11 protein-coding genes are annotated in these 14,038 nt (G+C 61.9%); 9 read left to right on the top strand and 2 right to left on the bottom strand.

Translation table 11 applies throughout. The features are described from left to right. The 5 genes from WCA85_RS24805 to WCA85_RS24825 form a co-directional block, all read left to right on the top strand. Positions 1-569 (top strand): sensor histidine kinase (locus WCA85_RS24805; RefSeq protein ID WP_424067500.1); only part of this gene is annotated, 569 nt, incomplete at its 5' end. A 125-nt stretch (positions 570-694) separates the two neighbouring features. Then, complete coding sequence (locus tag WCA85_RS24810) at positions 695-2,209, top strand: DegQ family serine endoprotease (protein WP_424067501.1); 1,515 nt, start codon at positions 695-697, stop codon at positions 2,207-2,209. Between the two features lie 214 nt (positions 2,210-2,423). Then, positions 2,424-2,918, top strand: coding sequence for a carboxypeptidase regulatory-like domain-containing protein (locus WCA85_RS24815; protein ID WP_424067502.1), 495 nt, complete (start codon positions 2,424-2,426; stop codon positions 2,916-2,918). A gap of 161 nt (positions 2,919-3,079) precedes the next feature. Then, positions 3,080-3,508: a DUF427 domain-containing protein gene (locus tag WCA85_RS24820; RefSeq protein ID WP_424067503.1), complete on the top strand. Its 429-nt coding sequence runs from the start codon at positions 3,080-3,082 to the stop codon at positions 3,506-3,508. A 36-nt stretch (positions 3,509-3,544) separates the two neighbouring features. Continuing rightward, complete coding sequence (locus WCA85_RS24825; protein WP_424067504.1) at positions 3,545-4,294, top strand: CoxG family protein; 750 nt, start codon at positions 3,545-3,547, stop codon at positions 4,292-4,294. On the opposite strand, the gene WCA85_RS24830 is transcribed toward WCA85_RS24825, so the two are convergent. Further along, a complete protein-coding gene (locus WCA85_RS24830) occupies positions 4,285-4,938 on the bottom strand; it encodes a TetR family transcriptional regulator (RefSeq protein ID WP_424067505.1) in 654 nt (217 codons plus the stop codon). The two genes, WCA85_RS24825 and WCA85_RS24830, sit on opposite strands and share 10 nt — an antisense overlap. A 427-nt stretch (positions 4,939-5,365) precedes the next feature. Here WCA85_RS24830 and WCA85_RS24835 point away from each other — a divergent pair, with 427 nt between their 5' ends. The 3 genes from WCA85_RS24835 to WCA85_RS24845 are packed head-to-tail and all read left to right on the top strand — an operon-like array spanning position 5,366 to position 11,360. Continuing rightward, a complete protein-coding gene (locus WCA85_RS24835) occupies positions 5,366-6,613 on the top strand; it encodes an efflux RND transporter periplasmic adaptor subunit (RefSeq protein WP_424067506.1) in 1,248 nt (415 codons plus the stop codon). A gap of 15 nt (positions 6,614-6,628) precedes the next feature. After that, positions 6,629-9,829, top strand: a complete 3,201-nt coding sequence (locus tag WCA85_RS24840; protein ID WP_424067507.1) for an efflux RND transporter permease subunit — start codon at positions 6,629-6,631, stop codon at positions 9,827-9,829. A 10-nt stretch (positions 9,830-9,839) separates the two neighbouring features. Beyond that, the gene (locus tag WCA85_RS24845; RefSeq protein ID WP_424067508.1) at positions 9,840-11,360 is read left to right on the top strand and encodes an efflux transporter outer membrane subunit; all 1,521 of its coding nucleotides are present in this window, start codon (positions 9,840-9,842) and stop codon (positions 11,358-11,360) included. Between the two features lie 164 nt (positions 11,361-11,524). Here WCA85_RS24845 and WCA85_RS24850 read toward each other — a convergent pair whose 3' ends face one another. Beyond that, a complete protein-coding gene (locus WCA85_RS24850; protein WP_424067509.1) occupies positions 11,525-12,940 on the bottom strand; it encodes a nucleobase:cation symporter-2 family protein in 1,416 nt (471 codons plus the stop codon). A gap of 414 nt (positions 12,941-13,354) precedes the next feature. Here WCA85_RS24850 and WCA85_RS24855 point away from each other — a divergent pair. Further along, a partial coding sequence (locus tag WCA85_RS24855) for an FGGY family carbohydrate kinase (protein WP_424067510.1) occupies positions 13,355-14,038 on the top strand: 684 nt, incomplete at its 3' end.

Raw genomic sequence — 14,038 nt, forward strand, 5'->3', positions numbered from 1 at the left:
ACGCCACCCGGCGCGAGGCGCTGGCCGACCTGCAGGCGGGCGTCACACGCGCAACCCGTCTTGCCGAGCAATTGCTGGCACTTGCCCGCTCTGAACCGGACGGACAGACGCAGACCAACGCCATCGATCTGCACGCGTTGCTTGCAGACTGCGTGCTGACTTACGCCCCGCTTGCGCAGCAACGCGGCGTCGATCTCGGCATCGAGAAAAGCGACGCGGCCACGGTCAACGGCAATGCCGAAGCGTTACGCGTGATGTTCAACAACCTGGTCGATAACGCCGCCAAATACACGCCACAAGGCGGGCGCGTAGACGTGAGTCTGGTGGTCGAAGACGGTCATCCGGTGGTGCGGATTGCCGATAGCGGATCGGGCATTCCGCCGGCCGAACGCGAACGCGTGTTCGATCGTTTTTATCGCGCCGGAGCAAGTGCGAACCGTGTACGGACAGACGTCACCGGCACTGGCCTCGGCCTTGCCATCGTGCGCCGGATTGCCCTGCAGCATGGCGCAAGTGTGACGCTAGGCGATTCGCCTGCGGGGGGGCTGCTGGTGAGCGTGCGCTTCTGAAATACGGGGCAGTGTAGGGGAAAACGAGCGGAATTACGGGTGTTCACTTGTTTAAGACTCTTTTAAGTGACAGCCCGTACGCTTCATCCCATCCCTAAAGCCTTTCTCCCTGTCAGGAGCACACGATGAATGCGAAAACCCTCTCCCGCAGCGCTGTTGCCGTAGCGGTTGCCGTCGCGCTGTCTGCCGGCTATGTGGCGGGACATCGCGATGTCCCGGCGCCACAGATCATCTCGCCGGCACAAGCCGCCGCATTGATGCCTGCGGAAGCTGCGGCCAAAACCGGGATTCCTGATTTCTCCGGCCTGGTTGAAACCTATGGTCCGGCCGTGGTCAACATCAGCGCGAAGCATGTCGTCAAGCAGACTGCCCTGCGTGGCGGTGAGAACGGCGGCAACGCACAGCAGTTACCGATCGACCCGAGCGATCCGTTTTACCAGTTCTACCGGCACTTCTTCGGCAACATGCCCGGCGCCCAAGGTGGCGACGGCGATCAATCTGACCAGCCGAGCGCGAGCCTTGGTTCGGGCTTTATCGTGAGCAGCGACGGCTACATCCTGACCAATGCGCACGTGGTGGACGGTGCCAACGTGGTCACCGTCAAGCTGACCGACAAGCGCGAATTCAAGGCGAAGGTGGTGGGCGCTGACAAGCAGTCGGACGTCGCGGTCCTGAAGATCGACGCGAGCAATCTGCCGATCGTGAAGATCGGCGACCCGAACCAGAGCAAGGTCGGCCAGTGGGTGGTGGCAATCGGCTCGCCTTACGGTTTCGACAACACCGTGACCTCGGGCATCATCAGCGCGAAGTCGCGCTCGCTGCCTAACGAGAATTACACCCCGTTCATTCAGACCGACGTGCCGGTCAACCCGGGTAACTCGGGCGGCCCGCTGTTCAATCTGCAGGGTGAGGTGATCGGCATCAACTCGATGATCTACTCGCAAACCGGCGGCTTCCAGGGGCTGTCATTTGCAATCCCGATCAACGAGGCGATCAAGGTCAAGGACGATCTGGTCAAGACCGGCCATGTCAGCCGCGGGCGTCTCGGCGTTGCGGTGCAGGGCCTGAATCAGACACTCGCCGATTCGTTCGGCATGGCCAAGCCGAATGGCGCACTCGTCAGCTCGGTCGATCCGGGCGGCCCGGCTGCCAAGGCTGGCTTGCAGCCCGGTGACGTGATCACCGCCGTGAACGGTTCGCCGGTATCGGATTCGACCGATCTGCCGTCGCAGGTGGCGAGCCTGGCTCCTGGCAGCACGGCAACCGTGACCGTCTGGCGCGACAAGGCGAACAAGGAGATCAAGGTGAAGATTGGCTCGATGTCCGATGCCAAGCTGGCCTCGAACGACAACAGCAACACGCCCGCGCAGATGCAGGGCCGCCTGGGTGTCGCCGTGCGGCCGCTGACGCCGCAAGAAAAGGACAGCGCTTCGGTTTCGCACGGTCTGCTGGTCCAGCAGTCGGGCGGCGCAGCCGAGAACGCCGGTATCCAGCCGGGCGACGTGATTCTTGCCGTCAACGGACGTCCCGTGACCAGCGTCGATCAGTTGAAGCAGATGATCGCGCAGGCAGGCAACAGCATTGCGCTCTTGATCCAGCGTGACAACTCGCAGATCTTTGTGCCGGTCGATCTCGGGTGACGTAAGACTTGCCGGTCCATTTGCATAAATTCCCGATGGACCGGCTCCTTGTGTGAATTCAGTCCAAAGCTTGCTGAGGCAGACCGCGCGCCAATGAGGTGCGGGGAAGCAAAAGTAGCGTTCGCCAGCCCTTGTGCTCATCCGGGCACGGCAGTTGCAGGTAGGGGCTGTCCGGACGATTCGGTTCTGAACACAAAGACAAAGGAGCGAAGCAATGAAAATTCAAGGTAATCGCCGCAAGCTCATGACGGCGGCCGTGACCGCAGCGCTCACGCTCGGTCTAGCAGGCGGCGCATGGGCGCAGACGAACGACACGACAGGTGGCAACACCACCGACAGCACCAGCGCAGGCAACGACAACGGCGGCGGCATGCCGCAAATCCAGCAGCAAGGCGACGTGTCGTATGTGTCGGGCGGCGTGGGAAGTGACGAATCCAAGGCGCTGCAGCACGCGCAAAGCCATTGGCCGCTGGCACTCCGCTTCACCGGCCCCGGCTCCGATTTCCTCGCTGACGTGCATGTGCAGATCGTCGACGCGCACGGCGCGGACGCCCTCGACGCTACCTCGCGCGGCCCGTACATGCTGGTCAAGCTGCGTCCCGGGCGTTATACCGTGCACGCCCGTTACAAGAGCGCCGAGCAGCAGAAGTCGGTCACGGTATCGGCCGCGGGCAGCGCGAAAGCGGCCTTCTACTGGAACGAGCAATAAACGTGGGCTAGGGCACAGCAACGCTGCGCAAACCGCCGAAGTTTGGCCGATAATGAAGCCACGGGATCTTACCGTGGCTTTTTTCATGTAAGCCGCCGCAATCTGCTATAGCCGCTGCCCCTGCGCCTCGCCGCAGGTTTCATTTGAACCGGAGCCGTGACATGAGCGATGCCTCGACGACCAACGGAAGTCCCGCGGGCGGTTCGGCCGCTCACGGCGGCGCCGGATCCACCGGAACGGGCGGCGGCCATCGTATCGACATCACGCTTAACCGCCACCGGGTTCGGGTAATCCACCAGGGGGTGACGATGGCCGACACCCACGCTGCGCTTACGCTCGCGGAGACGGGTTTGCCCGAGGTGTTTTATTTTCCACGCGGCGATGTCAATATGGCGCGGCTCGAACGGTCCGACCACACATCACATTGCCCGTTCAAGGGCGACGCGTCGTATTTCCATCTGCGCACCGAAGACGGTCTCGTCGAGAACGCTGTCTGGTGCTATGAGAATCCGTTCGACAAGGTCCAGCAGATCAAGGGATATCTCGCGTTTTACACATCGCGGGTTGACCGCATCGATCAGACATCCTGATCCTGGATACTCGCGTGGTCATCGGGGGAGGCAGCCATGGAACTGAATAACGCGTTGCGAATTCCACTTGCGCGATCTGAGGTCTGGGATGCGTTGCAGGACATCGCGTTGCTCCGCGCGAGCCTCGACAACTGCGAGTCGTTTAGCCGTCTTTCGCGTGGCGAATACGAGCTCACGCTTACTGTGCCGCTCGGACCTTTGCGTGCCCGCTACGAAGTACGCGCCCACGTTGCTAGCAAAAACGCCGCGCAAACCGAGGCGCCCCATCGCATTCTCAACTTCAAGGCGCGCGCCGATGGTGTGGGTTCGCTGCGCGGCCAGATCGACGTGACGTTGCGGGCGGACGACACAGGCCCAGCCCAAGGGCCCGGCACCCGGATTGACTATTCGGTATGGGCCACGCTGGCAGGACCGCTTGCCGAGCTGCCCACCCGGCAGCTAGAGAACGCGCTGCACGAACTGGCCGACGATTTCTTCACCGAATTTTGCGCTGTCGTGCAGGCCAAGCATGGACAAGGTCCGAACGAGGCGCGCCGCCCGCACACCCGGCGCCAGCATGTGTTCTTGCGGCCGATTAACCTGAGCGGCATGGCTCGGCGCGCCCGCTCGCACGATCACGGCGGCACGCTCACCGGGCGGGCGGCAAGTACGCCGTTTGGCCGTGCGTCGCATAGCGTGTCGCATCATGAGCCGACGCCGCATGCGATGCCCCAATGGGCGTGGGCGGCGATGATCTTTCTGGTTGCGTTGCTGTTGTATGCCGCGCACTGGTTCAGTCAAAGCTGAGCGTGACCGCCGCCTATGCGCAACGCCGGACTCAGCCGCAGCGCGTCAAACAGGCCTTCCACCATCTGCTGGGCGTGCAGTTCGAAATTGGTGGCGTCCGGCAGAATCAGCATGTCACGCAGCGAACCACCCACGAACGCATGGATCATGGTGGCTGCCAGCTTCGCATCGAGGTCGGCTGGCATCTGTCCTTTTGAAATCGCATTGCGCAAGCCCGCCTCGATCTTCCCCAGCCCCTCGCGCATGTTGGTCTGATGACGGACCATCACCGGGCCCATCTCTTCGACGAACTCGCACTTCAGAAACAGAATGTCGAACACGCGGCGCCGCCGCGGATCGAGCGCTGTGTCGCGCAGGCACACGGTGCAGATTTCGATCAGTCGTCCCAGCGGGTCGGCTTCTTCCGGGTTGATTGAGGCAGCTTTCAGTTCGTCCAGCGGTAACAGCACGCGATCGAACATTTCGGTGAAGAGATCGCCTTTATTGGCGAAGTGCCAATAAATAGCGCCGCGTGTGACGCCCGCAGCCTGAGCAATGTCGGCCAGCGACGTGCGTGACACGCCTTTTTCGAAAAACACCCGCTCAGCGGCATCGAGAATGCCCGCGCGCGTCTCCAGCGCCTCTTCTTTGGTCCTTCTGACCATATTCGTGTAACTTACAATGTTTACGGCTAACACAGCCGCTTTTTAAACGCGACGCGTACCAATCTGTCTGGTTGTTGCGTGATTTGCGAACCTTTATTGCCGAGGACATGCCATAAATGTAGTGAAACACACTTTTACATGCATTCGCGCATGTATATATAATAGCACCCCATCGGTCGGATAGCCCATGCCGTGACGAGCGGCTAATGTCCGTCACTGTTGACTTTCAAAACGCTAATGCGCCGCGCCTGAACGGCGGCGCCGCGCGGCATTTCCCGGTATTTGCACATATCGCTCGGGATGTCCCAGCAAGTTCGCGTCATTGGGCTTCCGGTCTTGCGTCGTTAGACGCATGTGTGCGCTGCTGTGCCCCGGGGTAGGGATGCGCGCACTTTTTCATTCTCTCAGCCTTGACAGAGGTCGCTCCATGCGCGTCGAACGGGTTCCATTCCGCTTAATCAGTGCCGCGACGGCTGCCGTTTTGCTGGCAGCGTGCGGACCAAAACAATCAGCGCCGCCGCAACAAACGCCGGAAGTCGGCGTCGTCACCGTCCAACCGACCACCGTACCTGTTACCACTGAATTGCCGGGCCGCACCAACGCATTCCTCGTGGCGCAAGTGCGCGCACGGGTGGACGGCATCGTGCTGCGGCGTGAATTCACCGAAGGCAGCATGGTGAAGGCCGGTCAACGTCTGTACAAGATTGACCCGGCGCCGTACATCGCCCAGTTGAATAGCGCCAAGGCCACGCTCGCCAAGGCGCAGGCAAATCTCGTCTCGGTCACGGCTCAGGCCGCCCGCTACAAGGTGCTGGTCGCGGCCAATGCAGTCAGCAAGCAGGACTACGACAACGCCGTGGCGTCGGAAGGCCAGGCAGTCGCGGACGTGGCGTCGGGCAAGGCAGCGGTGGATACCGCGCAGATCAATCTCGGCTATACGGACGTCCTCTCGCCGGTCAGCGGCCAGGTCGGCATTTCGCAAGTCACGCCGGGCGCTTATGTGCAGGCGAGTGCGGCCACGCTGATGTCCACGGTCCAGCAGCTCGATCCGATGTACGTGGATCTGACGCAATCGAGTCTCGACGGTCTGAAGTTGCGCCGTGAAGTGCAGGAAGGGCGTCTGAAGACGACTGGTCCGAACGCTGCCAAGGTCACGCTGATTCTCGAAGACGGCCGGACCTATTCGGAGAAGGGCAAGCTGCAGTTCAGCGACGTGACGGTTGACCAGAGCACGGGCTCGGTCACGGTGCGCGCGTTGTTCCAGAACAAGGATGGCGTGCTGCTGCCAGGCATGTTCGTGCGTGCCAGCATCGAAGAAGGCACCAACGACCACGCGATCGTCGTGCCGCAGATCGGCATCACGCATGACCAGAAGGGCACGCCGACCGCGCTGGTCGTCGGTCCGGACAACAAGGTTGCGTTGCGCCAGCTGGTCACGTCGTCCACTTACGGTTCGAACTGGGTGGTCGATAGCGGCCTGAACGCGGGTGACCGTGTGATCGTGCAAGGCACCGACAAGGTACGACCGGGCATGCAAGTCAAGACGGTCGCGGCCCAGCTGCCTGCCACCCCGGCCTCCGGTGCAGTCGCCTCCGGCGCTCCTGCTCAAGGTGCGTCGGCCGCCAACGTTGCACAGACGGCTCAAGCTGGTTCTGCTGCATCGGGCGCGCAATAACAGGGAGCCTGTTTCATGGCAAAGTTTTTTATTGATCGCCCGATTTTTGCATGGGTGATCGCCATCATTTTGATGCTCGCGGGCATTGCGTCGATCTTCACGCTACCGATCGCGCAATACCCGACCATCGCGCCGCCGGCCATCCAGATCAGCGCCACGTATCCGGGCGCGTCGGCAAAGACGGTTGAAAACACCGTCACGCAGGTGATCGAGCAGCAGATGAGTGGTCTCGACCACTTGCTGTACCTCTCGTCCACCTCGGACGATTCGGGCACGGCTACCATCACGCTGACGTTTGCAGCCGGCACCAATCCTGACATTGCGCAGGTGCAGGTGCAGAACAAGCTGCAGCTCGCCACGCCGCTTCTGCCGCAGGAAGTGCAGCAGCAGGGGACGAAGGTCACCAAGTCGAGCAGCAGCTTCTTGCTCGTGCTGGCCTTCAACTCCGAAGACGGCAGCATGAACAAGTACGACCTGGCGAACTATGTCGCCTCGAACGTCGAAGATCCGATTAGCCGGATCGACGGTGTGGGAACGGTCACGCTGTTCGGTTCGCAGTACGCGATGCGGATCTGGCTCGATGCGAACAAGCTCACCAACTATGGCCTGACGCCGGTTGACGTGCAGACGGCCATCACGAACCAGAACGTGCAGGTGTCGGGTGGGTCGCTGGGCGGTACGCCGTCGGTGCCAGGGCAGTTGTTGCAGGCCACCATCAGTGAAGCCACGCTGCTGCAGACGCCGGAGCAGTTCGGCAACATTCTGCTGAAGGTGAACCAGGATGGCTCGCGCGTGCTGCTGAAGGATGTAGCGCGTATCGAACTGGGCGGCGAAAACTATAACTTCGACACCAAGTACAACGGTGTGCCGACGGCCGGCTTCGGTATTCAACTCGCGACGGGTGCCAACGCGCTGGCTACCGCCAACGCCGTTCGCGCGAAGATCGACCAGTTGTCGAAGTACTTCCCGCACGGCCTCGTCGTGAAGTACCCGTACGACACGACGCCGTTCGTGCGCCTGTCGATCGAGGAAGTGGTCAAGACGCTGCTCGAAGGTATCGTGCTGGTGTTCCTCGTGATGTACCTGTTCCTGCAAAACCTGCGCGCGACGTTGATTCCGACGATCGCGGTGCCGGTGGTGCTGCTCGGTACGTTCGCGATCATGAGCGCGGTGGGCTTCTCGATCAACGTGCTTTCCATGTTCGGCCTGGTGCTCGCCATTGGTCTGCTGGTGGACGATGCGATCGTGGTGGTGGAGAACGTCGAGCGGGTGATGGCCGAAGAGGGCTTATCTCCACGCGATGCGACCCGCAAGGCCATGGACCAGATTACCGGTGCACTGGTCGGCGTGGCGCTCGTGCTGTCGGCGGTGTTCGTGCCGGTGGCGTTCTCGGGCGGTTCGGTGGGAGCAATTTACCGGCAGTTCTCGCTGACCATCGTGTCGGCGATGGTGCTGTCCGTGCTGGTCGCCCTGGTGCTGACGCCGGCATTGTGCGCGACGATCCTCAAGCCGATTCCGCAAGGCCATCACGAAGAGAAGAAGGGCTTCTTCGGCTGGTTCAACCGGACCTTCGAGAAGAGCCGTGACAAGTATCACAGCGGCGTGCACCACGTGATCAAGCGTTCAGGCCGCTGGCTCATCATCTATCTGGTGGTGATCGTCGCGGTGGGCATGCTGTTCGTGCGTCTGCCGAAGTCGTTCCTGCCGGATGAAGACCAGGGCACGATGTTCGTGCTGGTACAGACGCCGTCGGGCTCGACCCAGGAAACCACCGCGCATGCGCTGAAGGACATCTCCGACTACCTGCTCACCACTGAGAAGGGCATTGTCGAGTCCGTGTTCACAGTGAACGGCTTCAGCTTCGCGGGCCGTGGGCAGAACGCGGGTCTGGTGTTCGTGCGGATGAAGGACTACTCGCAACGCCAGCGCGCCGATGAAAAGGTACAGGCCTTGGTGGGTCGCCTCTTCATGCACTTCGCGAGCTACAAGAACGCGCTGGTGTATCCGGTGAATCCGCCGTCCATTCCGGAACTGGGCACGGCTGCCGGCTTCGACTTCGAACTTGAAGACCGTGCAGGGGTGGGCCACGAGAAGCTGATGGAAGCGCGCAACATGCTGCTCGGCATGGCTGCGAAGGACCCGATGCTGGCGCAGGTGCGTCCGAACGGCCTGAACGACACGCCGGAGTTCAACGTGACGATCGACCATGAGAAGGCGTCCGCGCTGGGCGTGTCGCTCGCGACCATCGACCAGACTTTCTCGATCGCCTGGGCATCATCCTACGTGAACAACTTCCTCGACACGGACAGCCGGATCAAGAAGGTGTATTTGCAGGCTGACTCGCCGTTCCGGATGAATCCGGAAGATCTGAACCTCTGGTACATCCGCAATACAGCGGGCACGATGGTGCCGTTCTCGTCGTTCTCCAAGGGCACCTGGACTTACGGTTCGCCGAAGCTGGAGCGCTACAACGGTATTTCCGCAGTGGAAATCCAGGGTGCGGCAGCGCCGGGCAAGAGTACGGGTCAGGCAAACGCGGCAATGGTGGCGCTCGCGGCGAAGCTGCCGGCGGGTATCGGTTACGAATGGACCGGTCTGTCGTTCCAGGAAATCCAGTCGGGTTCGCAGGCGCCGATTCTGTACGCCATCTCGATCCTCGTTGTGTTCCTGTGTCTTGCCGCGCTGTATGAAAGCTGGTCGATCCCGTTCTCGGTGATCATGGTGGTGCCGCTCGGCGTGTTGGGTGCACTGCTCGCGGCCACGCTGCGCGGTCTCGAGAACGACGTGTTCTTCCAGGTGGGTCTGTTGACCACGGTGGGGCTGTCGGCGAAAAACGCGATTCTGATCGTGGAATTCGCCCGCGAACTGCAACAGGGTCAGGGAATGGGTCCAATCGAGGCCGCGCTGGAAGCTGCGCGTCTGCGGTTGCGTCCGATTCTGATGACCTCGCTCGCGTTCATTCTCGGGGTGATGCCGCTGGCTATCAGTAACGGCGCGGGCTCGGCGAGCCAGCACGCTATTGGTACGGGTGTGATCGGCGGGATGCTGACGGCCACCTTCCTCGCGATTTTCATGATCCCGATGTTCTTCGTTGTGATTCGCGCGAAGTTCGGCGGCGAGAAGGAAGACCCGGATGAGGCGCTCGAACACTATAACCAGCACCATCCGCATGACCCGCAGGGCGGCAGCGGCTCGGGCAACGGTTCGGCCAGCTAAGGACATTGAGATGCAAAAACACTCTTTGATAGCAATGGCGGTCGCGTTCTTCGCTGCGGCTTGCACGATGGAGCCGAAGTACGACCGGCCGGCTCCGCCGGTGTCGGCCGCGTTCCCGGCTAGCGGCGTGTATGCGACGCAGCCTGGCGCGGCCAATGGTGGCGCGCGTAGTGCCAACGGTCAGTCAGCGGCTGATATCGGCTGGCGCGATTTCTTTAACGATCCGCGCCTGCAACGGCTGATCGAAATTGCGCTGAAGAACAACCGTGATCTGCGCGTGTCGGTGCTGAACATGCAGGCTTCGCAAGCGCAGTATCAGGTTGCGCGTGCGGGTCTGATGCCGACCATCAACGCGGCCGGGTCGCAAACCAAGTCGCGTACGCCGAAAGATCTGTCGTTCTTTGACCAGACCATCTCGAACGAGTATTCGGTCGGCGTGAACGCGTCGTGGGAGCTCGATTTCTTCGGCCGCATCCGCAGCCTGAAGGATCAGGCGTTGGCGCAGTACCTGGCCACGACGCAGGCCCGCAAGGCAGCGGAAATCCTGCTGGTGTCGGAGGTGGCGGACCAGTACGTGACCGTGCTCTCGTATGACGATCTGCTGAAGGTCACCGAGAACACGTTGAAGACGGCGCAGGAGTCCTATCGGATCACCAAGTTGCAGTTCGACAACGGCACGGGTAGCGAACTTGATCTGCGTCAGGCGCAAACAGTGGTCGAGCAGGCGAACGCTAACTACCAGGCTGAGGCGCGCCTGCGCGCTCAGGCGGTGAACGGGTTGGTGCTGCTGGTCGGCGAACCGTTGCCGGAAGATCTGCCGCCGAGCATGCCGCTCGACAGCCAGGACCTGCTCACGGACATTCCGGCGGGCCTGCCGTCCGATCTGCTGACGCGTCGTCCGGACATCATGGAAGCCGAGGAAAACCTGCTGGCAGCGAATGCGAACATCGGGGCGGCACGCGCCGCGTTTTTCCCGGCTATCTCGCTGACGGGCAATTTCGGCACCTTGAGTCCGACGCTGGGTGGTCTGTTCAAGCCGGGTTCGGCGGCGTGGGGTTTCTCGCCGCAGATCTCGCTGCCGATCTTCACGGGCGGCACGAACAAAGCCAACCTCGATCTTGCTAACGTCGAGAAGAACATCCAGATCGCAACGTACGAAAAAACGATCCAGACGGCCTTCCGCGAAGTGGCGGACGGGCTTGCTGCGCGTGGCACGTACGATCAGCAGATTGCGGCGCTGGAGCGCGATGTGTTCGCGGAACAGCGGCGCCTGGATCTGTCGGACTTGCGTTACAAGAACGGGGTGGACAGCTACCTGTCCGTCCTGACGGCACAGACCGATCTGTATTCAGCGCAGCAGGCGTTGATCTCGGCCCGTGTGGAACGGCTGACCAACCTGGTCGATCTGTATCAGTACCTGGGCGGTGGCTGGATCGAGCATGATGGCGACCAGCCGCGTCCCGCCGACGCACCGGTCGATTACAGTGTGACGAGTACACCGGCAGCGGCGCCCGCGCCGGCGGTCAACTAGCGGTTGAATTGGCGAGAGCGGGCCTGCAGAGGGTCCGTGACGCGGACGAAAAAACGCCACGGCTTGCCGTGGCGTTTTCTTGTTGCGCGCCGTTTATTGAAGATTGGCGCAGTTCGGGTCAGTTACGATGCTGCGTGCAAGCATCGGGCACTGTCGTCACATGCTCAATGCAGGTCAGCGGCGCGCAGCATTTCGTCGCCTGTACCCGGCTGGTCATTGCCGGTGCGGCCGTCAAAATCTTTCCCGGCACGGCGGATATCGCTCTTTGCCGCACGTTCACCCTTCACGCCGTTGAACACCAGGTTGAGCACGACCGCCGAAACCGAGGCGAGCAGAATCCCGCTATGCAGCAGCGGCGAGAGTCCCGAGGGCAGCTTCGAGAAGAAGTTCGGCGACACCACCGGCACGAGGCCGAGACCAATACTGACGGCGACGATGAAGAGGTTGTGGTGGTTCTTCACGAAGTCGACCTTCGACAGCACCTTGATACCGTTTGCCGCGACCATGCCGAACATCACGATGCCGGCGCCACCCAGCACGAAGGCCGGTACGGATGCCACCACCTGAGCCATCTTCGGGAACAGGCCGAGCATGACCAGAATCACGCCGCCCATGGCGCACACAAAGCGGCTCTTCACACCCGTCACGCCGATCAGGCCGACGTTCTGCGAGAACGAGGTATGCGGGAATGAGTTGAAGATGCCGCCGATCAGCGTGCCCAGACCATCGACGCGCAGGCCGCGCACCAGGGTCTTCTGATCAACCGGACGATCCACCATATCGCCGACCGCGAGGAACATGCCGGTCGATTCGATGAACGTGACGAACATCACCGTAACCATCGTCGCAATCGCAAGCGGATCGAAGTGCGGCAGACCGAAGTGGAACGGCATCACGATGCCGACCCACGGTGCGGCCGTCACGCCTTCCATGTTGACGCGGCCGAGCAGCGCCGCAATCACGAAACCCGCGACGATCCCCAGCAACACGGAGATGTTCGCAACGAAGCCCTTGCCGAACTTGTTGATCAACAGAATCAGCGTGAGCACGAGCAGCGACAGGCCCAGATAAACCGGATTGCCGTAATCGGGATTGCCAACGCCGCCGGCGGCCCAGTTGATCCCGACTTCCATCAGCGACAGGCCGATCACCGAGATGACGACGCCGATCACGACCGGCGGGAAGAAGCGCAACAGTTTGCCGACGGCGGGCGCGAGCAGGATGCCCACCACGCCGGCCGCGATTGTGGAGCCGAAGATGTCGAGAATGCCGAGGCTGGGGTTGGTGCCGATGGCGACCATCGGGCCCACGGCGGCAAACGTGCAGCCCATGATGACCGGCAGGCGGATACCGAAGATCCACAAGCCGAGCGTCTGGATCAGCGTGGCGATGCCGCAGGAGAAGAGGTCAGCGCTGATCAGGAAAGCGATCTGATCCTTGGGCAGTTTGAGCGCGCTGCCGATGATGAGGGGCACCGCAACCGCGCCGGCGTACATGACGAGGACGTGCTGAATACCGAGCGTCAGCAACTGGCCTGCGGGCAGTCGCTCGTCGCACGGGTGAACCGTGTTCGATTGCATTTTGTCTCTCTCCACCATCTCGTTTTGGGATGACTCCAAGGTATGCGGAGAGAAAAGCCATCACAAGACCACTGGGGCCTATTCCCGGCTTCGCGACGATCATATGCGTCGGGGGCTTTTGAAAGGCAATAGAAATGCGCATCCCATGCAAACGGGCTGTGAGCCCCTTGCGGCGGTGCGAAATGGGCTTCCGGCCGATGGGGTGATGCGAAGTGATATGTGTGAGAATCGATGAAGCGTATTCGAAAGCACGCATAGTCCTTTTTCGTCGCCGCTCGCCGCACGGGTGGGTTAACCCGCGATTGGCGGGTTTTCCGATGTGCCGCGGCGCTGCGACGCTCAAGGCAATGCTGCCGCAAAATAACGCGTCTTTCCGGCCATCCATCACACCGCTTACCTCGATACTTTTCCCTCATGAGCTTTCTCGGCATCGATCTCGGCACCGGCTCACTCAAACTCGCAATCGTCGACGAAAGCGGCCACGAGCGGGCGGCGGCCAGCGTCGCGTATGCAATCGAAACGCCCCATCCCGGTTGGGCGGAGACCCACGTTCAGATATGGTGGCGCGCGCTGTGTGAAGCGGCCGCCAGGCTGCCCGCTGACGCACGCGCGCAGGTCAAGGCAATTGGTTTCTCCGGGCAAATGCACGGCGTCGTTCTGACTGATGCGCAAGGCAATGCCGTGCGGCCGGCCATGCTGTGGCCCGACACCCGCGCGCTCGGTTTGCTCGATGCGTGGCCCACGCCGCAACCCAACCCTGTCGCACCTGGCATGGCCGGTCCTCTGCTGCGCTGGATCGTGCTGAATGAGCCGCAGTCCGCGCAGGCTACACGCTGGGCGCTGCAGCCGAAAGACTGGTTGCGCGTCGCACTGGGCGGCGAGGTGCTGACCGATCCTTCTGACGCCTGTGCCGTTGCGCTGGCTAATCCAGCCGGTGTATGGGATGGCGCGCAACTCGACCGCCTCGGATTGCCGCATGACTGGTTCGCGCCGCTCTCGCCCTCCTATGCGGCGGGCGGGGTGTTGTCGAACGACGCGGCTGCCGCGTTGGGTCTGCGCGCGGGTATCGTGCTCGCGACTGGCGGCGGCGATACGCCC

It is taken from the genome of Paraburkholderia sp. (genome assembly GCF_049581445.1).
Classification (GTDB): domain Bacteria; phylum Pseudomonadota; class Gammaproteobacteria; order Burkholderiales; family Burkholderiaceae; genus Paraburkholderia.